This is a genomic window from Kaistia terrae (assembly GCF_026344005.1).
Taxonomy (GTDB): Bacteria; Pseudomonadota; Alphaproteobacteria; order Rhizobiales; family Kaistiaceae; genus Kaistia; species Kaistia terrae.
In genome coordinates this window covers 152,511-179,033 of the sequence record NZ_JAPKNH010000003.1, presented here as the reverse complement: position 1 = coordinate 179,033, position 26,523 = coordinate 152,511, and the positions used below count along the sequence as shown (strand labels likewise).

The 26,523-nt window shown below is 63.2% G+C and carries 23 protein-coding genes; 15 read left to right on the top strand and 8 right to left on the bottom strand.

From position 1 onward, the window contains the following. Window positions 1-56: 56 nt before the first annotated feature. Entirely contained in the window at window positions 57-1,877 is a 1,821-nt protein-coding gene (gene glmS / locus OSH12_RS10550; RefSeq protein WP_266343510.1) for a glutamine--fructose-6-phosphate transaminase (isomerizing), read from the top strand. Window positions 1,878-2,016: 139 nt separating this feature from the next. Continuing rightward, complete coding sequence (locus OSH12_RS10545; RefSeq protein WP_266343509.1) at window positions 2,017-2,751, top strand: DUF502 domain-containing protein; 735 nt, start codon at window positions 2,017-2,019, stop codon at window positions 2,749-2,751. 67 nt (window positions 2,752-2,818) lie between these two features. Here OSH12_RS10545 and OSH12_RS10540 read toward each other — a convergent pair whose 3' ends face one another. From OSH12_RS10540 to recG, 3 genes are all read right to left on the bottom strand, one after another. Then, window positions 2,819-3,616, bottom strand: coding sequence for an outer membrane protein (locus OSH12_RS10540; protein ID WP_266343508.1), 798 nt, complete (start codon window positions 3,614-3,616; stop codon window positions 2,819-2,821). Between the two features lie 125 nt (window positions 3,617-3,741). Continuing rightward, on the bottom strand, window positions 3,742-5,502 hold the full coding sequence (locus tag OSH12_RS10535; protein WP_266343507.1) for a chloride channel protein: 1,761 nt from the start codon (window positions 5,500-5,502) through the stop codon (window positions 3,742-3,744). 73 nt (window positions 5,503-5,575) lie between these two features. Next, window positions 5,576-7,684 (bottom strand): ATP-dependent DNA helicase RecG, encoded by a 2,109-nt coding sequence (gene recG, locus OSH12_RS10530; RefSeq protein ID WP_266343506.1) that lies wholly within the window; start codon window positions 7,682-7,684, stop codon window positions 5,576-5,578. Window positions 7,685-7,787: 103 nt separating this feature from the next. Between recG and OSH12_RS10525 the strand changes: the two genes are divergently transcribed. From OSH12_RS10525 to OSH12_RS10515, 3 genes are read left to right on the top strand one after another with little or no spacing between them, the layout of a single operon-like run. Next, a complete protein-coding gene (locus OSH12_RS10525) occupies window positions 7,788-8,705 on the top strand; it encodes a class I SAM-dependent methyltransferase (RefSeq protein WP_266343505.1) in 918 nt (305 codons plus the stop codon). Continuing rightward, entirely contained in the window at window positions 8,702-9,448 is a 747-nt protein-coding gene (locus tag OSH12_RS10520) for a pseudouridine synthase (RefSeq protein WP_266343504.1), read from the top strand. The genes OSH12_RS10525 and OSH12_RS10520 overlap by 4 nt, the downstream gene beginning before the upstream one ends. Further along, on the top strand, window positions 9,445-10,641 hold the full coding sequence (locus OSH12_RS10515; RefSeq protein ID WP_266343503.1) for a BaiN/RdsA family NAD(P)/FAD-dependent oxidoreductase: 1,197 nt from the start codon (window positions 9,445-9,447) through the stop codon (window positions 10,639-10,641). Before OSH12_RS10520 ends, OSH12_RS10515 begins: the two co-directional genes overlap by 4 nt. A gap of 105 nt (window positions 10,642-10,746) precedes the next feature. Here the strand turns inward: OSH12_RS10515 and gfa are convergent, their stop codons facing one another. The 4 genes from gfa to rplM form a co-directional block, all read right to left on the bottom strand. Beyond that, window positions 10,747-11,322, bottom strand: coding sequence for an S-(hydroxymethyl)glutathione synthase (gfa, locus tag OSH12_RS10510; RefSeq protein WP_266343502.1), 576 nt, complete (start codon window positions 11,320-11,322; stop codon window positions 10,747-10,749). 198 nt (window positions 11,323-11,520) lie between these two features. Continuing rightward, window positions 11,521-12,471 (bottom strand): N-acetyl-gamma-glutamyl-phosphate reductase, encoded by a 951-nt coding sequence (gene argC / locus OSH12_RS10505; protein ID WP_266343501.1) that lies wholly within the window; start codon window positions 12,469-12,471, stop codon window positions 11,521-11,523. 155 nt (window positions 12,472-12,626) lie between these two features. Further along, on the bottom strand, window positions 12,627-13,097 hold the full coding sequence (rpsI, locus tag OSH12_RS10500) for a 30S ribosomal protein S9 (protein WP_266343500.1): 471 nt from the start codon (window positions 13,095-13,097) through the stop codon (window positions 12,627-12,629). Window positions 13,098-13,099: 2 nt separating this feature from the next. After that, window positions 13,100-13,564 carry a 50S ribosomal protein L13 gene (gene rplM / locus OSH12_RS10495; protein ID WP_266343499.1) on the bottom strand — a complete coding sequence of 155 codons (465 nt, stop codon included), beginning with the start codon at window positions 13,562-13,564 and terminating at the stop codon, window positions 13,100-13,102. 718 nt (window positions 13,565-14,282) lie between these two features. On the opposite strand from rplM, the gene OSH12_RS10490 reads away from it, so the two are divergent. The 4 genes from OSH12_RS10490 to OSH12_RS10475 all read left to right on the top strand — a co-directional run bounded on the left by OSH12_RS10490 (window position 14,283) and on the right by OSH12_RS10475 (window position 17,426). After that, the gene (locus tag OSH12_RS10490) at window positions 14,283-14,732 is read left to right on the top strand and encodes a VOC family protein (RefSeq protein ID WP_266343498.1); all 450 of its coding nucleotides are present in this window, start codon (window positions 14,283-14,285) and stop codon (window positions 14,730-14,732) included. Beyond that, the gene (locus OSH12_RS10485; RefSeq protein WP_266343497.1) at window positions 14,729-15,544 is read left to right on the top strand and encodes an SH3 domain-containing protein; all 816 of its coding nucleotides are present in this window, start codon (window positions 14,729-14,731) and stop codon (window positions 15,542-15,544) included. The genes OSH12_RS10490 and OSH12_RS10485 overlap by 4 nt, the downstream gene beginning before the upstream one ends. Before the next feature lie 5 nt (window positions 15,545-15,549). Continuing rightward, complete coding sequence (locus OSH12_RS10480) at window positions 15,550-15,978, top strand: CoA-binding protein (RefSeq protein WP_266343496.1); 429 nt, start codon at window positions 15,550-15,552, stop codon at window positions 15,976-15,978. 161 nt (window positions 15,979-16,139) lie between these two features. Beyond that, window positions 16,140-17,426, top strand: coding sequence for an O-acetylhomoserine aminocarboxypropyltransferase (locus tag OSH12_RS10475; protein ID WP_266343495.1), 1,287 nt, complete (start codon window positions 16,140-16,142; stop codon window positions 17,424-17,426). Window positions 17,427-17,552: 126 nt separating this feature from the next. Here OSH12_RS10475 and OSH12_RS10470 read toward each other — a convergent pair whose 3' ends face one another. Next, window positions 17,553-19,385, bottom strand: coding sequence for a PHA/PHB synthase family protein (locus OSH12_RS10470; RefSeq protein WP_266343494.1), 1,833 nt, complete (start codon window positions 19,383-19,385; stop codon window positions 17,553-17,555). Between the two features lie 319 nt (window positions 19,386-19,704). Here OSH12_RS10470 and OSH12_RS10465 point away from each other — a divergent pair, with 319 nt between their 5' ends. The 6 genes from OSH12_RS10465 to OSH12_RS10440 all read left to right on the top strand — a co-directional run bounded on the left by OSH12_RS10465 (window position 19,705) and on the right by OSH12_RS10440 (window position 26,523). Then, window positions 19,705-19,917, top strand: coding sequence for a hypothetical protein (locus OSH12_RS10465; RefSeq protein WP_266343493.1), 213 nt, complete (start codon window positions 19,705-19,707; stop codon window positions 19,915-19,917). A gap of 90 nt (window positions 19,918-20,007) precedes the next feature. Next, window positions 20,008-21,228: an LL-diaminopimelate aminotransferase gene (locus OSH12_RS10460; protein ID WP_266343492.1), complete on the top strand. Its 1,221-nt coding sequence runs from the start codon at window positions 20,008-20,010 to the stop codon at window positions 21,226-21,228. A 24-nt stretch (window positions 21,229-21,252) separates the two neighbouring features. After that, complete coding sequence (locus OSH12_RS10455) at window positions 21,253-22,578, top strand: homoserine dehydrogenase (RefSeq protein WP_266343491.1); 1,326 nt, start codon at window positions 21,253-21,255, stop codon at window positions 22,576-22,578. A gap of 14 nt (window positions 22,579-22,592) precedes the next feature. Beyond that, on the top strand, window positions 22,593-23,594 hold the full coding sequence (gene glpX, locus OSH12_RS10450) for a class II fructose-bisphosphatase (protein ID WP_266343490.1): 1,002 nt from the start codon (window positions 22,593-22,595) through the stop codon (window positions 23,592-23,594). Between the two features lie 10 nt (window positions 23,595-23,604). Continuing rightward, on the top strand, window positions 23,605-25,419 hold the full coding sequence (recJ, locus tag OSH12_RS10445) for a single-stranded-DNA-specific exonuclease RecJ (RefSeq protein WP_266343489.1): 1,815 nt from the start codon (window positions 23,605-23,607) through the stop codon (window positions 25,417-25,419). Window positions 25,420-25,866: 447 nt separating this feature from the next. Then, window positions 25,867-26,523, top strand: coding sequence for a helix-turn-helix domain-containing protein (locus tag OSH12_RS10440; RefSeq protein WP_266343488.1), 657 nt, complete (start codon window positions 25,867-25,869; stop codon window positions 26,521-26,523).

Genomic DNA, 26,523 nt, shown 5'->3' with positions numbered 1-26,523 from the left:
ACTGGCTTGGGTTACGATGCCTCCCCCCGGGGGTATAGCGGACGAGGAACTGCTACATGTGCGGAATTATCGGTATTCTGGGCCAGACACCCGTCGCGCCTCTCTTGGTCGATGCGCTGAAGCGGCTCGAATATCGTGGCTATGATTCTGCTGGTATCGCGACGCTCGAAGGCGGGCAACTCGATCGGCTGCGTGCCGAGGGCAAGCTGCGCAACCTCGACACCAAGCTGACGGCGGCGCCGCGCTTCGGTCTTTCGGGCATCGGTCACACGCGCTGGGCCACGCATGGGGCGCCGACCGAGCGCAACGCGCATCCGCACACCACCGAACGTCTCGCCGTCGTCCATAACGGCATCATCGAGAATTTTCGCGATCTCAGGCTGGAGATGGAGGCGGCCGGCCGCAGCTTCTCCTCCGATACCGATACGGAAGTCATCGCCCATCTCGTCACCGTCAACCTTGCCACTGGAATGACGCCGAAAGACGCCGTGCAGGCAGTCCTCGGCCGGCTGACGGGGGCATTCTCGCTCGCCTTCCTGTTCGAGGGCGAGGAAGACCTCTTGATCGGCGCACGACGCGGCAGCCCTCTGGCAATCGGCTGGGGCGAGGGTGAGATGTTCATCGGCTCCGATGCCATTGCCTTGGGTCCGTTTACGGACGAGATCACCTATCTGAACGATGGCGACTGGGTTGTGCTCACCCGCACCAGCGCCGCGATCTTTGACGAGGCCGGCAATTCCGTCGAACGGCCGCTGACGCGCCTGCAGGGCACCACTCATGTCGTAGACAAGGGCAACCATCGCCATTTCATGGTCAAGGAAGTCCATGAGCAGCCGGAAGTCGTCGGTCACACGCTGGCGCATTATCTCGACCTGGTGAATGGCACCGCCAAGGTTCCGGCCGGCATCGATTTCAGCACCATCGACCGGCTGTCGATCACCGCCTGCGGCACGGCCTTCTATGCTGGTTTTGTTGCCAAGTATTGGTTCGAGCGCTACGCCCGCTTGCCGGTCGACATCGATATCGCGTCCGAATTCCGCTATCGCGAACAGCCGCTGTCGAAGAATGGGCTTTCCATCGTCATCTCTCAGTCGGGTGAGACGGCAGATACGCTGGCCTCGCTGCGCTATGCCAAGGGCGAGGGCCAGAAGATCGCGGCAATCGTCAATGTCCGCGAATCGACCATCGCGCGCGAGGCCGATTTTGTGCTGCCGACGCTGGCGGGCCCGGAGATCGGCGTCGCCTCGACCAAGGCGTTCACCGCGCAACTTTCTGTTCTGGCTGCGACCGCTGTGGCTGCCGGCAAGGCGCGCGGCGTGCTGAGCGGCGACGAGGAGCAGGCGCTGGTGCGCGCGCTCAGCGAAGTGCCGCGCCTGATGCACGAGGCATTGAAGCTCGACACGCAGATAGAGGCGTTGGCGCGTGATCTCGCTAAGGTCAAGCACTGCCTCTATCTCGGCCGTGGCACCAGCTATCCAATCGCGCTCGAGGGCGCGCTGAAGCTGAAGGAAATCTCCTATATCCACGCCGAGGGCTATGCCGCCGGCGAGTTGAAGCACGGCCCGATCGCGCTGATCGACGAGGACATGCCCGTCGTCGTCATCGCCCCCTATGACCACATCTTCGAGAAGACCGTCTCGAATATGCAGGAGGTCGCGGCGCGTGGCGGCAGGATAATCCTGATTACCGACAAGAAGGGCGCTGAGGCGGCGGCCATGGACACCATGGCGACCATCATCCTGCCGGAGATGCCGGCCAGCGTGACGGCGCTCGTCTACACCATACCCGTGCAACTGCTCGCCTATCATACGGCCGTCTTCATGGGCACCGACGTCGACCAACCGCGCAATCTCGCCAAATCGGTGACTGTCGAATAGCACTCGGATGGTGCGGGCCTGGCGTGCACCGGAACGAATTGTCCGAGGCGGCCGTTGGCTCGGAGTATCTTCTGGCCAAGCTTTTGCCAGCCGTCATAATGGCGATCGGCAGGCATGAATCAGGCGCATGGGCGGTGGCATGAGTTTTCAGGATCCTCAACTCCCTCCGGTCGGCGAGACGGGTGGGAGTCGACTGATCAAGCGGTTGCGGAACTATTTCCTGACCGGGCTCGTCATTGCTGCGCCGATTTCCATAACGATCTATCTGACTTGGTCCTTGATCAAATGGATCGATGGCTGGGTGAAGCCGGTCATTCCAAGTGGCTATAGCCCCGATACCTATCTGCCGTTTTCCGTTCCGGGGTTCGGCGTCTTCGTGGCTGTCGTCGGACTGACCTTGCTCGGATTCCTGACGGCGAATTTCGTGGGTCGCTCGCTGGTTCGTCTTGGCGAGCAGTTGCTCAACCACACGCCGCTGGTTCGCAATCTTTACAGCGCGTTGAAGCAGCTTTTCGAGACGGTGCTGTCTGGCAAGGGCAAGTCGTTCCAGAAGGCGGCGCTGATTGAATTCCCGCGCAAGGGAGTTTGGGCGATCGTCTTCGTCGCTACGGAGACCAAAGGCGAGATCCGCCAGCGGATCAGCGAGGACGGCGAAGAATGGGTGACCGTCTTCCTGCCACCGACACCAGCGCCAACGGCAGGCTTCATGATGTTCGTCCGCCGCAGCGAACTCATCGAACTCGACATGACGGTGGAGGAGGCGGCCAAGCTCGTCATTTCCGCCGGTCTCGTGGCGCCGGAATATGATGCCGCCGCGCATCCTTCGCCGCTTGATCCGCCGGCCCCGGTGCTGACCCGGCGATCGGGCGTCTGATCCTTCTAGTCCAAACGAAAAGGCCCGGTCGTTGACCGGGCCTCTCCCATTCGGGATCGCGGTGCGATCAGAAGCGGTAGTTGAGGCCGGCGCGCACGATGCTGGCCGAGACGTCGCCACGGCTGGAAGCCTTGTCGCCGGCGCCGAAATCGAAGTCGAAGGTTTTCGAGCCGAAGTCGGTGTAAAGGTACTCGGCCTTGACCGACCAGTTGCTGTGGGCGATCGCCCATTCCGCGCCGGCGCCGATCGCGTAGCCGACCATCGTCTTGCTGTTCGACTGCGCGTATTCCGGTCCGGTGAAGGCGCCAGGGACTCCGCCCTGGACGCTTAGGCCAGCCTTGGCCTGGCCAACGGCGAGACCGCCCGTGCCATAGATCAGGACATTGTCGATGGCATAGCCGACGCGAGCGCGCACCGTGCCGAAGGACTGCAGCTCGGCCGAGGTCTGGTAGTACGGACCCTGGACAGATCCGAGGAAGCTGGACGAGGTCTTCAGGTCGGCTGCCTGATAATCGGCCTCCGCGCCGAGCACCCAGTTGTCGATCTGATAATTGTAGCCGATCTGCGCGCCGCCGAGGATGCCATCGACGCTGGACGAACTGTCGGCTCCCGGGAAGGTGATGAACTGGCCGAGATTGCCTTGGCCGATGCCGACGAGACGACCATTCGTGGTCATCGAGTTCTCGGTGGTGTCGATGTCGCCCCAGCCATAACCGGCGTTTAGGCCGATATAGAAGCCGGTCCAGGAAAACGGTGCAGCGGCAGCGACCGGAGCCGCGGCGGGCTCATAGGTGAGGTCGGCGGCGAGGGCCGGGGATGCGACCAGCAGGGTCGTGGCGAGCAAGGCGAACTTGGATGCGGTCATGGTGATCCCCCGGGGAGTTGGTGAATGCACCCTAACGAAAATCGCTCAAAATGCTGTTGCGATAAGGCAACAATATTATCATCTATATAGTATGGTTTACTAAATATTAATGTGGAAGCACGTTCTTACCCTTCGCCGGATAGGCTGCGACGGGCCTTGTCCAGCTCCTCGGCGTAGCGGCGGAAAAGGTGCGTCTCGGTCAACAGGCCGATGACATGCCGGCTCGAGGCGTCGTCGACGACGACAAGCTCTTCGCTTTCGGCCTCATCGAATACCTTTGCCGCCGTCTGAGCGCTCATGGTGGGGAATAGCATCTTGTCGGCATTCCGGCAGAAGGACTGGATTGTTTCGCCTTCTTCCGACGCGGGATTTGAATGGATATCCGCCACTTGAATGATGCCGGCATAGCGCCCCGTCGTATCGGTCACGACGACGCGCTGGGTCGAGCCCAGCGGAAATAGGCTGCGGAAGGCGTCGACAGGCATGGTGGAGAGCACGCTGCGCACATCGGTTCGCATCATCCGCCCGACAGTGAGCCCCCGCAGCCAGCCGACGTCGATGGCACTGCGGATCGTCTCGCCGCGAAGATGCAGCCGCCATGTCGAGAACGAGTAGCCAAAGAACTCGCGAACCGTGATGGCCGAAAGGATCGAAGCGGCTAGCACGATGCCGGTGATGGCGAGGTCGCCGGTCGCTTCCAGCGCCAGAAAGGTCATGGTGAGCGGACCGCCGACGATCCCGACGCCCAGCGCGCTCATGCCGACGATCGCCGCCGCAGCCGGGTCGATCCCCGCTGTAGGGGCCAGATAGATGACACCCATGGCGAACAGCTTGCCGACGATGACGCCGAGAAAGAGGGAGGCGAAGAACATGCCTCCGCGAAAGCCGGAGCCGAGCGAAATCGACACGCCAGCGATCTTGAGCGCCAGAATCGCCGCGAGCAGGCCCATCGGCACGGCTTCTGTCAGGTTCAGATGCAGTGCGCCATGGCCCGCGCCGAGAACCTGGGGACTGTAGAGTGCCAGTGCGCCGACAATGGCACCCCCGATAGCGGGTCGGATCGCTCGCGGTAGACGGCTCTTCTGGAAGGCGATTTCGACCAGGGTGACGAGCCGCATGATGGCGATGGCGGCGAAGCCGGCGATAACGCCGAGGATCAGGTAGGGTGGATAGTCTGCTGCGTGCAGGTTGAGCGCGCTCGGTACTTCGATGGTGTAGGCGGCAGCGCCGAGTCCTTGTGCGACGAGGAATCCCGCGATCGAAGCGGTCATCACCGGCGCAATGTTGGCGACGGTGTAGACGCCGATGATCAGCTCGAAACCATAGAATGCCCCCGTCAGCGGTGCGCTGAAGGCAGCGGCGATCGCGCCCGCGGCGCCACAGCCGACGACAGTCCGTAGATCGCCCCGGCGTAGATGCAGCCGCTGGCCGATGCGCGAGGCCACGGCGCTACCGACTTGGGTATAGCCCGCCTCAAGCCCGACAGAGGCGCCTGAGCCATTCGAGATGATCGCCTCGAGTGCCACGCGCAGACTATCGCGCAGTGACATCCGCCCACCATGCAGGGCATTGGCCTCGATCGGATCGACAATCTGGCGGGCGCGACGGAAGAACAGGAGGTAGAGGACACCGAGCAGCAGGCCACCGCCAGCGACGGCCGCAGCCCGCCAAGGTGGCGATATGACTGCCGTCGCGCTGAGGAAAGCATCGGGCTCTATCCCGAACAGGATGACATGCAGCCACTGCGCCAGCCGGCTCATCACGGTCACGGCAATGCCGGCGAGGCAGCCGATCACCGCCGCGACAATCAACAGGGATAGTTCCCGCGTTCGGATCAGGGCGCGGGCGCGGCTCATGGCGCGGTCGGGGAAGGTGGAGAGTCCCATGTCGGTCGAGTGCCTTGGCGATTCTGGCCGTTGAATAGGCGTCCTTGTCGTCAAAAGCGCGGCGGGTCTTGTCTCAACCAGCCCGCAGCAGCTTGATCGCCTCATCCCGGCCGAACAGATAGAGCAACAGCTGTAGCGCCTTGCCGCGAGGCGAGTTCAGCGCCGGATCCTTCTCCACGATCAGGCGCGCGTCGTCACGGGCGATTTCCAGTAGATGGGCGTGATGCTCGAAACGGGCGATCTTGAAACCCGGCGCACCGGATTGGCGCGTGCCGAGCAATTCGCCCTCGCCGCGCAACCGCAGATCTTCCTCGGCGATCCGGAACCCGTCCTCTGTATCGCGCATGATGGCGAGGCGATCATGCGCGACCTCGCCGAGCGGTCCCTTGTAGAGCAGCAGGCAGGTTGAAGCCTTGGAGCCACGCCCGACACGGCCGCGAAGCTGGTGCAACTGGGCGAGGCCGAAGCGCTCGGCGTGCTCGATCACCATAATCGTCGCATCGGGCACGTCGACGCCGACTTCGATCACCGTCGTAGCGACCAGGATACGCGTCTCGCCGCGCTGGAAGCGCTGCATTGCCTCGTCTTTCTCAGCCGCCTTCATCCGGCCGTGGACGAGGCCGACGACCGGGCCAAGCGCTCGCTGCAGGTCGACGAAGCGATCCTCCGCGGCAGCCGCGTCGACTTCTTCCGATTCTTCGACCAGCGGGCAGACCCAATAAGCCTTGGCGCCTTCGGCGATGGCGGCGCGGATACGCTCCACCACCTGGTCTAGCCGTTCGAGCGGTACGGTGCGGGTTTCGATCGGCTGGCGGCCGGCCGGCTTGTCCGGCAGCTTGGAGACGTCCATGTCGCCAAACGCGGTGAGGACGAGCGTGCGCGGGATCGGCGTCGCTGTCATGACAAGGATGTCGGTGGCGGCGCCCTTGGCCGACAGTGCAAGGCGTTGATGCACGCCGAAGCGATGCTGCTCGTCGACGATGGCCAGCGCCAGGTCGCGAAACTCGACGCCGGCCTGGAACACGGCATGGGTGCCGACCACGAGATCGATGCTGCCATCATCCAGCCCAGCAAGGATGTCGACCCGTTCGCGGCCCTTTTCGCGGCCAGTCAGGATCGCCATCCGGATGCCGGCGGCATCGGCGAGCGGCTGCAATGTCTTGGCGTGCTGCCGGGCCAGCAATTCGGTAGGCGCCATCAATACTGCCTGGCTGCCTGCCTCGATGACCGTCGCTGCTGCCATCAACCCGACCATTGTCTTGCCGGAGCCGACATCGCCCTGCAGCAGGCGCAGCATGCGCTCATCCGACGCGAGATCCCTCTCGATATCGGCGATGGCGGCCTGTTGGCTGCCGGTGAGCGTGAAGGGCAGGGCGGCGATGATGGCGCGGCGCATCCGCCCGTCGCCGATCCGCGCCCGGCCGGTGGCGCGGCGCAGATTGGCGCGCGTCAGCATCAAGGCTAGCTGGTTGGCGAGGAATTCGTCATAGGCGAGGCGGCTGATCGCTGGCCCTTCCGGCGCAAGCTCTGCCGGTGTTGCAGGCGCATGCACGGTCTCCAGCGTCGGCTTGAAGCCGGTCCAGCGCTCGCGCGACATCAGGGTCGGATCTTGCCACTCGGGCAAATCCGGCAGGCTATCGAGTGCGCCGCGCATGGCCCGGCCCAGCGTCTTGCGCGCCAAACCAGCCGTCATCGGATAGACCGGCTCGACCATCGGCAATTGCTCGAACGCCTCGCGGTCGACGATGTGGTCGGGATGGACCATTTGCGGCCGACCATTGAACCACTCGACCTTGCCGCTGACGAAACGGGTCTCGCCGACCGGCATGGTGCGTTCAAGGAAGTTCTGCTCGGCCCGGAAGAACACCAGCGCGATCTCGCCTGTGTCGTCATGTGCCATGACGCGATAGGGCACGCGCTTGTTGCCGCGCGGCGCCGGCATATGGCGATCGATACGCACTTCGAGCGTCACGATCGCGCCTTCCGGCGAGAGAGCAATGCCCGGCTGGTTACGGCGATCAATCAGGCCGACGGGAATATGCAGGAGGAGATCGGCCACGCGAGGCGGCTCCGGCGCATCACCGCCGACAAGCAGCCGACCCATGGCTTCGCCGATCTTGGGGCCGACGCCGGCAAGACTCGTTACGGGGCGGAACAGCGGATTCAGGATTTCGGGGCGCATCGGGGCATGATTCTCCTGGCGGGGAGATTAGAACGTCCCGCCAGCCTTTCGCCATGGCGTAGGGCAGGGTAGGAACAGCACAAAATGTGCGTGAGAGATCGATGTGACCCAAGAAGCAAGAACCGGCGTCTATGGCAACCCTCCGGCGGAGCTCGCCGATGTGCCGCGTGACGCGACACAGTTTTCGCCGCTGATGCCGGGGAGCCCGGCGCTGGAACGCTGCGCGGAAGCCTCGCTCGCCGCCATGGTGATGCTGGCGCCGCCGGGCACCATCGAGCGCCGGCACGACGTCGCGCAGGCGCTGCGCGCTCTCCAGCCCGGCGGCCAACTGACCGTGATGGCGCCGAAGGACCGGGGCGGTTCGCGGCTCGCCAAGGAACTGAAGGCCTTCGGCTGTGAGTTTGGCGAGACGGCGCTGCGCCATCACCGCATCTGCGTTTCGACACGCCCGAACGATCTGTCCGCACTTCAAGATGCGATCGCCGATGGCGCCCCCCGTCTGGTCGAGGACACCGGGCTCTGGTCGCAGCCGGGCGTGTTCTCGTGGAACCGGGTCGATCCGGGTAGCGCTCTGCTTCTGAAGCATCTGCCGCAACTCTCGGGGCGCGGTGCCGATCTCGGCTGCGGCGTCGGCTATCTGGCGCGTGCCGTGCTCGCCATGCCGACCGTCGAAGCGCTCGCGATGGTCGATATCGATCGTCGGGCCGTCGAAGCGGCGGCGAAGAACATCACGGACACACGCGCCACCATCCTGTGGGCCGATGTTCGCAAGGCCGGAACAATTCCGGAAGGGCTCGATTTCGTCGTCATGAACCCGCCCTTCCATGATGGCGGCGCGGAAGATCGCTCGCTCGGCCAGGCCTTTGTCCGTCGCGCGGCCGAGAGCCTGCGCAAGGGTGGTAAGCTTTGGCTGACCGCCAACCGGCATTTGCCCTATGAAGATCACCTGAAGGCGCTGTTCGCTCGCGCGGTGTTGATCGTCGAGGCTGACGGCTTCAAGGTCTATGAGGCGCGTAAATGAACAAGACGTTCCCGTCCGCCCGGCTCGACCGGCTGCTCGCCAATCTTGGCTATGGAACACGCCGTGAGGTTCAGGGCCTGATCCAGAGTGGTCGCGTCATTCTCGATGGCGAGGCGGAGACGAATGCGGCCCAGCACGTCTATGTGAAGCCCGACCTCGCCACCCGCATGACGGTGTCAGGCGAGCCGCTCGACCCGGCTCCGGGCATGGCGCTGATGCTTCACAAGCCGCTCGGTGTCACCTGTTCGCACAAGGAGATCGGGCCTCTCGTTTATTCGTTGCTGCCCGAACGCTGGCGTCGCCGTGATCCCGTCATCTCGACGGTTGGCCGGCTCGACAAGGAAACGTCGGGGCTGCTGCTGATGACCGATGACGGTGCGCTGCTCCACCGCATCATCTCGCCGCGCCACCATGTTCCCAAACGCTATCAGGTGACGTTGGACCGGCCGCTGAACGGCGACGAGATCGAGACCTTCGCCGCTGGCGGACTGTTTCTCGAAGGCGATGACAAGCCGTTGCTTCCGGCCGAAATGGAATCCTCAAGCCCGAAGCAAGCGACGCTGACGCTGCATGAAGGTCGCTATCATCAGGTCCGCCGTATGTTTGCCGCCGTCGGCAATCACGTCACGGCGCTGCATCGCGACCGGATCGGCCTGCTCGACCTGCCGGCAGGTCTGGAGCCCGGTGCGTACCGCCTCATGACGGCTGCCGATATCGAAGCGGTGTTCGGAGCGTCGACGTGACCCTTCCTGGTTCCAAATTCTACGACGTCGTTGTGCTCGGCGCCGGTGCTGCCGGCATGATGTGCGCCATCGAGGCCGGCAAGCGCGGGCGCTCGGTCGCCATCGTCGACCATTCGCCCTCGGCTGGCGACAAGATCCGTATCTCCGGCGGCGGTCGCTGCAACTTCACCAACGCCAATACGTCGGCCAAGAATTTCCTGTCGCAGAATCCGCGATTTTGCATTTCGGCGCTGTCACGCTACACGCAGCGCGATTTCATCGCCCTCGTCGAGCGCTATGGCGTCGCCTATCACGAGAAGACGCTGGGACAGCTTTTCTGCGATGGCTCGGCCAAGCAGATCATCGAGTTGCTCGTCTCCGAAATGATGCGCAACGGCGTCGAGTTGCGGCTCGGCACCACGATCAAGCGGATCGAACATCGGGTTGATGGGGGCTACCGGGTTGCGCTTTCGACAGGCGATGTCGTCTGCAAGTCGCTCGTAATCGCCACAGGTGGAAAGTCGATCCCCAAGATGGGCGCGACCGGCTTCGGCTATGAGGTCGCCAGCCAGTTCGGCCTGAAGGTCGTCGAGACGCGGCCTGGCCTCGTGCCCCTGACTTTCGATCCTTCGACGCTGGAGCGGCTGGAGCCGCTGTCCGGCATCGCGGTCGACGCCGTCGCCCAGCATGGCAAGACGCGCTTCGCCGAAGCAATGCTATTCACCCATCGCGGCCTTTCCGGCCCCGCGATCCTGCAAATCTCGTCCTTCTGGCGCGAGGGTGATGAGATCACGCTCTCCATGCTGCCGGAAATCGACGTGTTCGCGACGCTGAAGGCCGCCAAGGCCGAGCGGGGCAAGCAGGCACTGCACACTGTACTCGCCACGTTGCTGCCGAAGCGACTGGCGCAGATGATTGCCGACGAGCAGAAGACCACGGGCAATCTGGCCGACCTATCCGACAAGGCGCTGCGCCAGGTCGAGGCGGCGATCAATGCATGGCGCGTCAAGCCGGCAGGCTCGGAAGGCTATCGCACGGCCGAGGTGACGCTTGGCGGACTGGATACCAACGAACTCGATCCGAAGACGATGGAAGCCAAGGAGGTCCCCGGCCTCTATTTCATCGGCGAGGTCGTCGATGTCACCGGCTGGCTCGGCGGCTACAACTTTCAGTGGGCGTGGTCGTCCGGCTGGGTGGCCGGGCAGGCGGTTTAGAGCGTTTTCAAGCGAAGTGGGTACCGGTTCGCGTGAGAAAACGCGACAATGCAAAGATGCTGGGCATTTCATCGATAGAATGAAATGCCCAGCCTGCCCCTTCGATCATTCGACCAGTACGCCTGACTTCTTGGCTGCGAATGTGGACTGCATGTCCATCAGTGTCGGCGACAGACAGTCATAGGGCTCGATGCCGAGTTCGCGGATGCGGGCGCGGACAGCGCCCATTCGGTCCGGCTTGACGCCGCCTTCGATGACTGAGGATACGAAGGCCGCGAATTGCGGCGCCTGCCAGCCTTCCTCGCGTGATAATTCGGTATGCAGGAAGGTCAGTCCCCTAAAGCCGTGATCCTTCTCGACCGGTCCGTGCATATGCACGCCGCAAACCTTGCAGGCATGGCGCAGGATGGTGGCGGCGGGATTAAGAACCGCGAGCTTGTCGCCGTTCGCGACCACGCTCACATGATCGGTCGGCGCGACAGCGACGATCGCGACGATCGCGCCTTCCGGCTTCCAGCATTGGGTGCAGCCGCAGGCGTGGTTGTGCGTGACCTGTCCCTTGATCTCGACTTTCACAGGTTTGTCGAGGCAGTGGCAGACCAGCGTTCCGCCGACGAAATCATCCGCGCCCTTGCGGATGCCGTGGTCGATCAGGGGATGAAGAAGGACCGTGGCAGGCATTTTCAGGCTCCCTCGTTCGTTCTGGCCGGAAGATCCGGATCGACGGAAGGTAGCGCTGCCGTTGCGTCAAGGAAACGGTCGGGACACGTCAGACGCGAAGATTTGCACGCGATGTTGGCCCGCACACGCAAACGGCCGTGTCTTCCTGGCTGGAGCCCGACGACACGGCCGTTATGATGCGTGGAATAGGATGGCGGTCTAGTTGAGGCCGCTCGCCTCGTCGAGGCCGAGAACCAGGTTCAGGTTCTGCACGGCCGCACCCGACGCTCCCTTGCCGAGATTATCGAGCAGGGCGACGAGGCGGGCCTGGCCGGCGCCTTCCGTGCCGAAGGTGAAGAGCTTCATCCGGTTGGTGCTGTTCAGCCCTTCGGGGTCGAGGCCGGTCATCGCGCCCGACTCTTCCAGCCCCGCGACGGTGACAAAGCGCTCGCCGGCATAGTGAGCGGTGAGGGCTTCGTTCAACGCAGCAAGCGACGGCTTGCCCGGGATCAGGTCCAGATGCAGCGGGATCTCGACAATCATGCCCTGCGCATAGCGGCCGACCGACGGTGCGAAGATCGGGCGCTGGCCAAGCTGACCGTGCTTCTGGATCTCCGGCACATGCTTGTGCTGCAGCGGCAGCGCATAGATGCGGAAGTTCTCGTGCGTGTAGTGGGCGGAGGCCGGATCCTCGAACTCGGCGATCATCGACTTGCCGCCACCGGAATAACCGGAGACGGCGTTGATCGTGACCGGCCAGGAGGCGGGCAGAAGTCCCGCCGACACCAATGGACGCAGCAGCGCGATCGCGCCGGTCGCATAGCAGCCGGGATTGGAAATCCGCGTCGAGGCGGCGATCTTCGCCCGCTGTGCCTTGTCCAGTTCGGCGAAGCCATAGGTCCAGTCGGCCGCAGTCCGGTAGGCGGTCGAGGCATCGATCACCTTGACCTTCGGATTGTCGATCAGGCTGACGGCTTCCTTGGCGGCTGCATCCGGCAGGCAGAGGATGACGGCGTCGGCGCTGTTCAGCAGTTCGGCCCTGGCCGCAGTCTCCTTGCGACGCTCCGGCGCGATCGACAGCAACTGGATGTCGCTGCGGCCTTCCAGCCGCTGGCGGATCTGCAGACCCGTCGTGCCGGCTTCGCCGTCGATGAAGACCGTGGATACCATGGGCTCGCCTCCGTTCAGGCATCAGAAGATGGGGGCGCTGGCGCCACCCGCAAGGATCTCGCGCGGTGATGACACCGCTATGAAACAGGCAGACATAGAAAAAGGGCGCTGCGGTTGCCCGAAGCGCCCCTTCGAAAACGTCGTATAGACGCCGATTAGCGCTTCGAGAACTGGAAGCTGCGGCGGGCCTTGGCGTGGCCGTACTTCTTGCGCTCGACGACGCGGCTGTCGCGGGTCAGGAAGCCACCCTTCTTGAGGACAGCGCGCAGCTCGGGCTCGTAATAGGTGAGAGCCTTCGAGATGCCGTGACGCAGCGCGCCGGCCTGACCGGAGAGACCACCGCCAGCAACCGTGGCGTTGATGTCATACTGGTCGGTACGCGAAGCAACGCCGATCGGCTGCTGGACGAGCATCTGCAGAACCGGGCGAGCGAAGTAGCCGCGGTATTCCTTGCCGTTCACGACGATCTTGCCGGTGCCCGGCTTGATCCAGACGCGAGCGATGGCGTTCTTGCGCTTGCCGGTCGCGTAGGCGCGGCCCTGGGCGTCAAGCTTCTGCACATGGACAGGTGCCGCGTTCTCGGTCGAGATTACAGCGAGGTCCTGGAGGGACTGGAGATCAGCCATGTTCAGGCAATCCTCTTGTTCTTGGCATTCAGGGCGCCGACGTCGAGCGTCTCGGGCTGCTGTGCTTCGTGCGGATGCTCGGAACCGCCATAGACGCGCAGGTTCTTCAGCTGGCGACGGCCAAGCGGACCCTCGGGGATCATGCGCTCGATAGCCTTCTCCAGAACACGCTCGGGGAACTTACCCTCGATGATCTGGCGCGGGCTGCGCTCCTTGATGCCGCCGACATAGCCGGTGTGCCAGTAGTACCGCTTGTCGGTATACTTGGCGCCGGTGAAGACGCACTTTTCAGCGTTGATGATGATGATGTTGTCGCCATCATCGACGTGCGGCGTGAAGCTGGCCTTGTGCTTGCCGCGAAGGCGGTTCGCGACGATGCTTGCAAGGCGGCCAACGACCAGCCCTTCAGCGTCGATCAGGACCCACTTCTTCACGACGTCCGCCGGCTTGGTGGAAATTGTGCTCATTGTTGAACTCGTTTTCTCGTGCCCCGTTCGGGCAGGATTAGCGGCAACGGGACACACGGTCCCATCGATCGTGCCGGTGTGTAGCCTGAGCCAAAGATTCCGTCAAGCACGGAGCGCGAGGTCGCGCGCAAATTAAAATAGCAAAATCAATATCTTACGTATACGGTATTATTATACCATATCGATATGAGCGTTTTGTTGGTGCTGTAGGCCGTTGTTACGCTCGCGCTGACTGCCGCCGGGACAAAGGAATGGCAGCTAAGGAACCATCGCGGGGGATTGCGGTTCGGATGCGCCGTCCCTGCACGGATGCATGTTAAGAGGAATGCGGTGAATCGGAGTGTGCCGGTTCGGGCTGAAATGGGGGACGTCAGAATGTGGACTGTATGGAAGCACCCGTTGGTGCGATGGGGTCTCGTGGTGGTGCTGCTTTTCGCCACGGGCGCCTTCATCCTCGCGACGACATAGGGCGGGGCCTGCTGCCTGAGCTCCCTGGTGGAGTTCAGGCGCGGCGCACCCTTTTCTCAACCATAGGCTTGGGAACCGGCGGCAATCGAGGGGCAGGATCGACTACCATTTTCGAGGTGTGGCGCAGGATTGGATCGGCGCCATTCCTCTGACCGCAGGGGGCGGTGCGCAGTGATTGACGGCGAACTGCCCCTGTACCGCGCCGGACGATCCGCTATGCTGCCGGCCGGATCGTGACGGGGAAGATAATATGACGAATGTAGGCCTCGCACCCAGGCTCAGCATTGTGACGCTCGGCGTCGCCAACGTGCCGAAGGCGCGAGCATTCTATGAGTCGCTTGGCTGGCAGGCTTCCGCTGCGAGCCAGGACGCCATCGCTTTTTTTCAGCTTTCCGGCGTCGTGCTGGGACTATTCGAGCGCAATGCTCTTGCCGACGATGCCCATGTGGCGCCGGCCGGAGACGGATTTCGCAGCGTCACCCTGGCCCACAATGTCGAGAGCGAAGCCGAGGTCGATGCGGCGCTGGCGCATGCCGAGGCTTGTGGCGCGCGCCTGGTCAAGCCGGCGACCAAGGTGTTCTGGGGTGGCTATTCGGGCTATTTTTCCGACCCGGACGGACACCTCTGGGAGGTGGCCTACAATCCGTTCTTCCCGTTTGACGAGGCCGGTCGCCTCGCACTGCCAGGTCCCCAGTCATGAAGAACCTTCTTTGCAGCACTGCCGCTGGCGCGATTCTCGCCCTTCTGGGCTCGATGGCCTTTGCCGCCGAAGATCCGGCCACCCAGACCAAGCCCTACGAGGCTCTCACCGTCACCTATGACACGACGGGAGCGGACGATGCCGAACTGAAAGCGCTCGTCGAAACGCTGAAGACGGCGATCGCAACGGGCGACGTCGCCACGCTCAAGGCCAACGCGGCGCCAGAGGTGAAAATCTATTCGCCGATGATCGGCTTTCCGGATGCAACGCCACCCGCGGCGCTGCCGGATCCCGACAAGCGTCCGGGCGACGAGCGGCTGGACCAGGCGGCGACGCTGACCGCTACGGGCGATGTCGATTACAGCCGCGAGGATCTCGACGGTCTGGTTGTCGATCTGTTCGGAAACGCGCTGGATCGTGGAACGCTTGGCCACTCCAAGACGGCGGGGGGCGCCATCTGTTCGCCGGCCGAGCCGATCTTTGATCGCGACAAGGCGCTCGCCATTGCCGATGCCGCCGGAATGCCGTCCAGCAATCTCTGGATCCTGTCGGAAGAGACGGAGTTCCGCGAGAAGGCGAACGAGACTTCCGCTGTTCTGGCCAAGCTGCCGGCCGGCACCATTGTGCCCTTCATAGAGGGCTCAGTTGATGGTGAGGACGGCGAGGCGGATTGGTATTCGGTCGCGCTGCCGTCCGGCAAGGTCGGCTATGCGACCAATGACATCTCGCTCGGATTTCAGGCGACAAGCGTTTGCTATGGCAAGGTCGACGGCAAATGGGCGGTTACGGCTGTCGTCGTGCCGGGGATCTGAGCTTCATGAACCACGATCGCTATGACGATGCTTATATCCGCGAGATCCTGACCAACACGCGGACTATCGCGCTCATTGGCGCCAGTCCCAATCCGGCGCGGCCGAGCCATGGTGTACTGGGCTATCTGACGGCGTCGGGCTACGAGACCTATCCGATCAACCCAGGCATTGCCGGGCGGGAACTGTTCGGGCGTAAGGTCTATCCGCGGCTAGCCGATGTGCCTGTGGCGATCGACATGGTCGACGTGTTCCGCAATTCGGCCGCGATCGGCGGCGTGGTCGACGAAATTCTGGCGCTGCCAGTCTTGCCCAAGGTGATGTGGCTGCAACTCGACATCCGCAACGATGCCGAGGCGGCCCGGCTTGAGGAAAAGGGCATTCAGGTCGTCATGAATCGCTGCCCGGCCATCGAGCGTCCGCGCCTGATTGGCTGAAGCGATTGAGCGGCTTCGGCCGTCCGGGAGGATGAATATTCGCCAGACGGTCCGTTCTGGCGAAATGCATGGCTGCGATTTGCAACTCTGCCGGGTTATCGGTGTAGTTCGACGATCGTTCCAGCAGACAAATCAAAAAATGATGGTGGAGGAGAACAAGAATGTCCGAAGACAGGCTTCCCGGTTTCGCAACGCTGGCCGTCCATGCTGGCGCCCAGCCCGACCCGACCACAGGCGCGCGCATCACGCCGATCTATCAGACGACCGCATTCGTCTTTGACAATGTCGACCATGCCGCGTCGCTGTTCGGCCTGCAGGCCTTCGGCAACATCTATACGCGCATCACCAACCCGACGACGGCCGTGCTCGAAGAGCGAGTCGCGGCGCTGGAAGGCGGCACCGCCGCGCTCGCCGTCGCCTCCGGCCACGCCGCGCAGCTCCTCGTTTTCCACACGCTGTTGCAGCCGGGTGACGAATTCATCGCCTCGACCAAGCTCTATGGCGGCTCGATCAACCAGTTCAATCACTCATTCAAGAGCTTCGGCTGGAACGTGGTCTGGGCCGATCCCGACGATATCGCCTCGTTCGAGCGGGCTATCACGCCGAAGACCAAGGCGATCTTCATCGAATCCATTGCAAATCCTGGTGGCATCGTCGTCGACATCGCGGCGATCGCCGCGGTTGCCAAGCGCGCCGGCGTTCCGCTGATCGTCGATAACACGCTGGCGACGCCCTATCTCTGCAAGCCGTTCGAGCATGGCGCCGACATCGTCGTGCATTCGCTGACCAAGTTCCTGGGGGGGCACGGCAATTCCATGGGCGGCGTGATCGTCGACGGCGGTCGGTTCAACTGGACCCGCGAGGCGCGCTATCCGAAGCTGTCGCAGCCGCTCGCCGAGTATAACAACGTCGTGCTGGCCGAGACCTTCGGCAATTTCGCCTTCGCCATCGCCTGCCGCGTGCTCGGCCTGCGCGATCTCGGCCCGGCGATCTCGCCCCAGAACTCGTTCCTGATCCTGACCGGCATCGAGACGCTGCCGCTGCGGATGCAGAAGCACTCGGACAACGCCCGCGCGGTCGCCGAGTACCTGATCGATCATCCGGCCGTCGCCTGGGTCAGCTATGCCGGCCTGCCGGGCGATCGCTACCATAACCTTGCTCGTCGCTACGTGCCGAAGGGCGCGGGCGCCGTGCTGACCTTCGGCCTCAAGGGCGGCTACGACGCCGGCGTCAAGGTCGTGTCGACGGTGAAGCTGTTCTCGCATCTCGCCAATATCGGCGACACGCGTTCGTTGATCATCCACCCAGCCTCGACCACGCATCGCCAGTTGAGCGACGCGCAGAAGACCAACGCCGGTGCCGGTCCGGACGTCGTCCGCCTGTCCGTCGGCATCGAGGACAAGGAAGACATCATTGCCGATCTCGAGCAGGCGCTCGCCGGCACCTGAGGCTAGGTCAGCCGGCAGAGCTCGCTCTGCTGCTCGTGGATCAAAACAGAACGGCGCCGGACTGGATCAGTCCGGCGCCGTTCTTGTATGGCGTCCCACCGCTATGGCTGCGGATCGGACAGATCGTCAGGCCATCACCTTCACATAGCTGCCTGGTGCGTCCTCGATCGCCTTGACCTTGCGGCCGCCGGGCGTGCGCGCCTTGACGCGCTGGCTATCCTGCGCCTCGATCCAGCTCTGCCAGTGCGGCCACCAGGAGCCGGGATGTTCCTTGGCGCGGCCAAGCCAGCTATCGAGCCCGTCGCCATGCGGCGCTGGGCCCGTCCAATACTGATATTTGCCGCGCGAAGGCGGGTTGATGACGCCGGCGATGTGGCCGGAGCCAGCCAGAACGAAGGTCACCGGCCCGCCGAAGAAGGACGAGCCGAAGAACACCGAGCGCGGGGGCGCAATGTGGTCATCGCGGGTGGCGAGGTTGTAGATCGGGATGGTCACGTCGCCGAGCGAAAGCGGCTTGCCCTCAATCGAAAGCTCGCCTTCGGCCAGCTTGTTGTCGAGATAGCAATTGCGCAGATAGAAGGAATGGTTCGCCGCCGGCATCCGTGTGGCGTCGGAATTCCAGTAGAGCAGGTCGAACGGGATCGGTTCCTTGCCGCGGAAATAATTGTTCACGACATAAGACCAGATCAGGTCATTCGAGCGCAGCATATTGAAGGAGGAGGTCATGTTCTTCCCCTCCAGATAGCCGCGCACGCTCATCTTCTTTTCGACTGCCTCGATCTGCTCTTCGTCGATGAAGACCTTGAGGTCGCCGGCGTGGGTGAAGTCGACCTGGGTGGCGAACAGCGTCGCCGAGGCGATCCGCGTGTCGCCGACGCCCGCCATATAGGCGAGCGTGTAGGAGAGCAGGGTGCCGCCGACGCAATAGCCAATGGCATTGATCTCGTTCTCGCCGGTGATCTTCTGGATCGTATCGAGCGATTCGAGGATGCCCTCGCGCATATAATGCTCGAAGCTCTTCTCGGCCTGCCGCTCGTCCGGATTGATCCAGGAGACGACGAAGACGGTATGTCCCTGCTCGACCGCCCATTTGACGAAGGATTTTTCCGGATTCAGGTCGAGGATATAGAACTTGTTGATCCAGGGCGGCACGATCAGAAGCGGCCGCTTCAGGACGTCCTTCGTTGCCGGCTTGTACTGGATCAGTTGGCAGACCTCGGTCTGCAGGATGACCTTGCCAGGCGAAAGCGCCAGGTTCTTGCCGATCGCGAAGTGTGAATTGTTGGACTGGCGGATGACCAGCTCGCCATTTCCGGCCGCGATGTCTTCCGCCAGCATGTCCATGCCGCGTACGAGGTTGTCCGCGCTCGAATCGAGCGTGTCGCGCAGGATCTCCGGATTGGTGAACAGGAAATTAGACGGCGAAATCGCGTTGGCGATCTGGCGGACATAGAAGCCGGCCTTGAGGCGAACATGTGGGTCCAGATCGGTCGCGCTCTCCACCATCTGCTCCGCCCAGCGCGTCGTGATCAGGTAGAATTGCTTCACGAAGTCGAAGAACTGGTTCTCCGACCATTGCGGGTCCTTAAAGCGGCGATCCCGCGCATCGGGCTCGGCAACGGGCGGCATCGGAACGCCGGACATCCGTTGCATCATGCTTGTCCAAAGCATGAAATATTGCCCATAAAGCTTTGATTGCGCTTGGATGCTGCGACCAGGTTCGGCGGTCCAATATTCGACAACCTTCGCCAGCGTGCGGACGATCTCGGCGATCTCGTCGGTGACGTCCTCCGAAAGCTTGCCGTCCTCACGCGGCTTCAGGAAGGCGTTCGCGGCCCGGGTCATGCCCTCGATCATCTTGGCGATGTTCTGGGCGAATTTCTCGGGATCCTTGATGATGAGGCTGATCGGAGCGCTGTCGGTGGTCGTGCCGTCGCTTCCGGATTTGTCTTTCGCCATCGCTTCCCCGAATGCCATTGTGTTGTCGGAGAGGTTGCGCTGCTTTCCCCGACGCACGGAGTGTAATAGCTTCGCGCTCACAGGGATATGATGCGCATGCTATCGACCCGCTTACCACAATGAGTTCAAGATGAATCCGTTCGGAATCAAGCGGTCTCGTTCCGCGTCACTCCTTCTTATGCTGGCGCTGTCCGTCTCTCTGGCGGCCTGTTCGCAGCAGCTTTCGAAGACGCTGGGCAACGCCCCGGATCCCGAGCTCGATCGTCCCGGCGTGTTCCCCAACATCAACGTCGCCGGCGGAACTCCGCCTGGAAAGCTGATGACGACGGACGAATTGAAGAGCGCGACTGCCGGCCTCAAGGCCAAGGGCGCCCGCAATGATCCCGGGATTGCCGAGGCGGCGCGAAAAGAGAGCGAAACGACCAACGCTGCGATGGAAAAAACGGCCGCCACGCATGCCAAGAAGACGTTGTCAGAAATTCAGGACCGGTGCGGAGAGACCGGTGCCGATGCCACGAAATGCCCGCAATAAGGGTGCTTCCTTAGCCTACGGTTCGGTGTAGAACCGTCCCGCGCCCGGTGAGGCGCTTAACGACTATCCAAGAAAGATGGATTCGGAGTCATGAGCGAGTTCCACAGCGTGCGGCGTCTGCCGCAATACGTCTTTGAGCAGGTCAACCGGCTTAAGGCGAGCGCTCGAGCCGCGGGCGCCGATATCATTGATCTCGGCATGGGCAACCCAGACCTCCCGACCCCTGCGCATATCGTTCAGAAGCTTGCGGAAACGGCCGCACGTCCCGACGTGCATGGCTATTCGGCATCGCGCGGCATCAATGGCCTGCGCAAGGCTCAGGCCGGCTACTACGAGCGCCGTTTTGGCGTGAAGCTCGATCCGAACACGCAGATCGTCGCGACGATCGGCTCGAAGGAAGGCTTCGCCAACATGGCGCAGGCCATCACCGCGCCGGGTGACGTGATTCTGGTGCCGAATCCGAGTTATCCGATTCACGCTTTCGGCTTCCTGATGGCTGGTGGCGTCATCCGCTCCGTGCCGGTCGAGCCGGGGCCTGAGTTCTTCCACGCGATGGAACGTGCCGTCATGCACTCCATCCCGAAGCCGCTTGCCGTCGTGCTCTGCTACCCGTCCAACCCGACGGCGCATGTGGCCGATCTCGATTTCTATCGCGACGTTGTTGCCTTCGCCCGCAAGCACGAGCTCTTCGTGCTGTCGGATCTCGCTTATGCCGAGATTTATTTTGACGATGTGCCGCCGCCGTCCATCTTGCAGGTGCCGGGCGCGATGGATGTCGCCGTCGAGTTCACCTCGATGTCGAAGACCTATTCCATGGCCGGCTGGCGCATGGGCTTCGCGGTCGGCAATGAGCGCCTGATCGCCGCCCTGTCGCGGGTGAAGTCCTATCTGGATTACGGCGCGTATACGCCGATCCAGGTGGCTGCCACCACGGCGCTGAACGGCCCGCAGGATTGCATCGAGGAGATGCGCCAGATCTACAAGCATCGCCGCGACGTGCTGGTCGACAGCTTTGGCCGCGCCGGCTGGCAGATCCCTGCGCCGCGCGCCAGCATGTTCGCCTGGGTGCCGATTCCGGACGCCTTCAAGGAAATGGGCAGCCTCGAATTTTCGAAGCTCCTGATCGAGAAGGCCGACGTCGCCGTCGCGCCGGGCGTCGGCTTCGGCGAACATGGCGATGAATATGTCCGCATCGCTCTCGTGGAGAACGAACAGCGGATTCGTCAGGCCGCCCGCAATATCCGCCGCTTCCTTGAAACGGCGGAGAAAACGTTGCACAACGTCGTCCCTATCAGCAGCGCCCGGCGATAAGCCGGGCCCCTCTGGGGCGTTTAAATGAATCAAGTACTTCGGCTGGGCGTCGCCGGTCTCGGCACCGTCGGCGCGTCCCTGCTGCGTCTGACGCAGCGCCATGCCAATGAACTGGCGCTGCGCTGCGGCCGGCCGGTCGTCGTCACCGCTGTAACGGCCCGCGATCGCTTCCGCGATCGCGGTGTCGATCTATCGACCGTGACCTGGCACGAAGATCCGATGTCGCTGGCGCAGTCGCCTGACATCGACGTGTTCGTTGAGCTTATGGGCGGTTCTGACGGCCCGGCTGCCGACTCGGTGCGCGCCGCGCTCGATGCCAAGAAGCACGTCGTCACCGCCAACAAGGCGCTGCTGGCGAAGCATGGCGGCGAGTTGGCGCGTCGCGCCGAGAGCAACGGCGTATCGCTGAACTTCGAAGCGGCCGCCGCCGGTGGCATTCCGATCATCAAGACGCTGCGCGAATCGCTCGCTGGAAACCGGGTCGGGCGCGTCTACGGAATCTTGAACGGCACCTGCAATTACATCCTCACCCGGATGGAACGCGAAGGCATCGCTTTCGACGCATGCCTCGCGGAAGCGCAGCGGCTCGGCTATGCCGAGGCTGACCCGACCTTCGACGTCGACGGCTTCGACACAGCGCACAAGCTGGCGCTGCTGACGGCGATCGCCTTCGGTACGGAGATCGATGCCGACTCGATCTATGTCGAGGGTATCCGCTCGATCACGACGGCCGATATCGAGGCCGCCGACGAGTTGGGCTATCGAATCAAGCTTCTTGGCGTCGCGACTCGCACCGAGAGCGGCATCGAGCAGCGTGTTCACCCGACCATGGTGCCGAAATCGTCGCCGATCGCACGCGTCGATGGCGTCACCAACGCCGTGGCCGTCGAGGCTGATTTCGTTGGTCGGCTGGTGCTCTCCGGTCCGGGCGCTGGCGGAGATGCCACGGCTTCGGCCGTCATGAGCGATATTGCCGATCTGGCACGCGGCGACGTGGTCGGTACCTTTGGCCGTCCCGCTCACACGCTGCAGCCTTATCAGCAGGCCGTGATGCGGGCGCATGCCGGCGGATATTATATCCGACTGGCCGTCTACGACCGCCCGGGCGCTTTCGCATCCATCGCCAAGCGTATGGCGGAAAACAATATTTCGCTCGAATCCATTGTTCAACGGCGCCGCGCGCCGAAGGCGGATGCCCCCGAGCACCCGCGTCCGATGGAGCCGCAACCGGTTGTGCTCATCACCTATGAGACGACCGAATCGCAGGTCAAGGAAGCGCTCGATCTGATTACGGCGGATGGACATATTGCCGAGCGTCCGCAGATGATACGCATTGAACAACTGGCCTGAGGCGGAGCAGCATCATGGCGATAACGGGAAATGCAGAGACAGCCGGCCTTGACCGCATTCTGACCCTTGAGCTCGTGCGAGTGACCGAGCGCGCGGCCGTCGCGGCGGCGCGTTGGCGGGGGCGGGGCGACGAGATGGCGGCCGATCAGGCCGCCGTTGACGCCATGCGTCGCGAACTCAACCGCCTGCCGATCGACGGCACTGTCGTCATTGGCGAGGGCGAGCGCGACGAAGCGCCGATGCTCTACATCGGCGAGAAGGTTGGTCGCGGCTCCGGTCCGCGCGTCGATATCGCGCTCGATCCGCTTGAAGGCACCACGATCTGCGCCAAGAACCAGCCGAACTCGCTGGCGGTCATCGCCATCGCCGAGGGCGGCAGTCTGCTCTACGCGCCAGACGTGTACATGCAGAAGATCGCCATCGGTCCGGGATATGCCAAAGGCACCGTGGATCTCGACGCCTCGGTCATGGAAAACATCCAGGCGCTGGCCGCCGCCAAGGGCGTGCCGATCAACGAGATCACCGCCTGCATTCTCGACCGTCCGCGCCATGCCAAGCTGATCGAGGACGTGCGCGCCACCGGCGCGGCGCTTCGCCTGATCGGCGATGGCGACGTTGCTGGCGTCATCCACACCACCAATCCCGACGAGACCGGCATCGACATCTATCTCGGCATTGGCGGCGCGCCTGAAGGCGTGCTGGCTGCGGCGGCGCTGCGCTGCATCGGCGGCCAGATGCAGGGACGCCTGGTGACGCAGTCGGACGCTCAACGCGAACGCGCAGCCAGGATGGGCGTCAAGGACTTCGACAAGAAGTTCACGCATGACGAGATGGCCAAGGGCGACGTGCTCTTCGCGGCCACCGGCGTCACGGACGGCAATCTGCTCTCCGGTGTGCGCTTCGCCCGGAATGGCGAGATCACGACGGATACGGTCGTCATGCGTTCGTCTTCCGGCACGGTTCGCTGGATAAAGGCAACACACCGCGATCTCGATAAGTTCGACAACGAGGTCTGATCCGGTTTCCATGTCCATGACATCCAGCGACGCACGGCGCGCCTTTCTCGGCGTGGAGGGGTCCGTGACGGGGCGCCGCTGGACCGAACGGGTCGACGCAACCTCGAGTTTGGTCGCGACGGCCATGGCGCAGCGCCATGAAATCCCGGAACTGGTCGCACGTGTTCTGGCCGGTCGCGGTGTTGCCCTCGATGATGCCGCGCATTTCCTCGATCCGAGCCTTCGCCGGCTGATGCCAGATCCGTCGGTCCTGACCGACATGGACGCCGCGGCGGCCCGTATTGCCGATGCTGTTGTCGCCGGCGAACATGTTGCGATCTTCGGCGATTACGACGTGGATGGCGCTACGTCCTCGGCGTTGTTGGCGCGGTTCCTGCGCTATCAAGGTGTCGAGACGCGGATCTATATTCCCGATCGCATTTTTGAGGGCTATGGCCCCAATCCGGACGCCATCCGCACCCTCGTCGAAGAGGGCGCGGACCTGATCGTCACGGTCGATTGCGGCTCGACAAGCCATGAGGCGCTGGGCGTCGCCCGCGATCTGGGTCGGCTCGCTGTTGTGCTCGACCACCACCAGATGGGTGCGGAGCTGCCGCCGGCTCTAGCCGTGGTTAATCCAAACCGACAGGACGATCTCTCCGGTCTCGGCCATCTCGCGGCTGTGGGCGTGACGTTCCTCGCCGTTGTTGCCACCAATCGCGAACTGCGCAGGCGCGGCTGGTATGGCGAGACGCGACCCGAGCCGGATCTGATGCAATGGCTTGACCTGGTCGCGCTCGGCACGGTCTGCGATGTCGTGCCGTTGATCGGCTTGAACCGCGCCTTTGTCACCAAGGGCCTTCTGGCGGTGCGCCGCCGCGCCAATCCGGGGCTTGCCGCGCTCTCGCAGGCCGCCCGCATCGATGCGCCCGTTGCGCCCTACCATCTCGGCTTCCTGATCGGCCCTCGGATCAATGCCGGCGGGCGGATCGGCGATGCGGCTCTGGGGGCTCGGCTTCTGTCGCTCGACGATCCGGCCGAGGCCGAGCGGATCGCGATCGAACTGGACGATTTGAATAAACAGCGACAAGCCATTGAAACCTCGATGCTTGAGGAGGCTGTCGCTGAGGCTGACGCGGAGATCGGATCGGGCGAGGGGCCTGCCGTCATCGTCACGGCGAATGAGCGTTGGCACCCCGGCATCGTCGGGTTGATCGCCGCGCGGCTAAAGGAACGCTTCCGCCGGCCGGCCTTTGCCATCGCCCTGATGCCGAACGGGTTGGGCACGGGTTCGGGCCGGTCCGTTGCCGGCGTCGATCTCGGCGGGCTGGTTCGCGCGGCTGTCGAGAAGGGCTTGCTCGTCAAGGGCGGCGGTCACGCGATGGCGGCCGGCCTCACCATCGAACCGGCTAAATTCGCGGAATTCCGCGCCTTTTTGGAGGCCGGCGCTGCCGAGGCGTCGCGTCGCGCCCGCCAGGCAGACCAACTTCTGATCGATGGCGCGCTCACGGCGAGAGCCGCAAGTCCCGACTTCATCGACATGGTGGAGAAGGCCGGGCCGTTCGGATCCGGCCATGCCGAACCCGTCTTCGCGTTGCCGGCGCATATCGTCGGTTATGCCGATACGGTCGGCAACGGCCATGTGAAGGTTACACTTTCGGGCGGCGACCAGAACCTGAAGGCGATCGCCTTCCGCGCCGCCGACAACGATCTCGGCCGCCTCCTGCTTGGCTCGCGCGGCCGGCCGCTGCATGTTGCCGGCACGTTGTCGATCGATCATTGGCAGGGCCGGCGACAGTCGAGCTTCCGTATTCTCGATGCCGCGCAGCCCCAGCCACTGCGTTAACACAGGCCTCCCGCGTTAGCCTTCCGTTAGCCCCGCGGCGCCTTTCCGGTAACCGAGCGTGCGAAAGCGCAGATCCTCTGGGACGCACCGCCGCCCGGACGGCTGTTGGCGATTGCAATTCTTTCGTCGGACTGTTGAAATCGGCCTGTAGCGACCGAATGCCACCCGGTTGCTTTCTTGATGGTGCCTGACGTTACGGTATGGTGCTTTTGGTTCCAGCCAACAATGCCGATCCAGAGGCCGTAAGGCCGTGCCGGCGAGTCAGGGTCCGCAGGACCTCGCATGCGAGCTTGCCGAATCCAAAGACGACAAAATTCATGTTGCGGCGGGCTATCAACGAACGACGCGAGGCGGCTACCGGAACGGTTCGACGAATTTTCTTGCCTTGAAATTTTAGTCATAGTGAAATAACTGGAGCGCCGCCGCGAGCGGTGGAGAGAGGGCGGAATGACTATCGATCCCTTGAAGGTCGGCACGAAGATCAGGGACGCGCGCAAGCAGCGCCGCTTGACGTTGCAGCGGGTGTCCGAGGCGACCGGCCTTTCCATTGGGTTCCTCAGCCAGGTGGAGCGCGATATCACAACTCCCTCGCTGTCTTCGATGGTCACGATCGCCAAGGCTCTCGATCTTCCCGTCAGCGCCTTCCTGCACCAGCCGGACATTCCCAACGCCGTATCGCGGCGCGAGGGCAGGGTGACGTACGGGATCAATCCCGCCTGGATTTCCTACGAGCGGCTGTCGACGACGTTTCCGGGGCAAATGCTCAACGCCGTCAAGATGAACGTGCCGCCGCGCTATCTTTCCGAGACCTCGTCGCATGAGGGGGAAGAGATCGTTTATGTGCTCAGCGGATCTATTCGCTACGTGATCGACGAGACGATCTACGAATTGCACGTCGGCGATACATTGCATTTCTCGGCTCATCGTCCGCACCGGGTGCACAACGCCACGGACCATGCCGCCGAAGTTCTTACTGTCGGAACACAGCAGCTCTTTGGCGATCTGCCTCGCCATCGCAGCCCGTCTCATGCGGGCGCGGGCGATCTTCGCAAGGCGCATGACAAGGTTGCCGTGACCGACACAGCCGAGGGTGAAAAGAGGTGA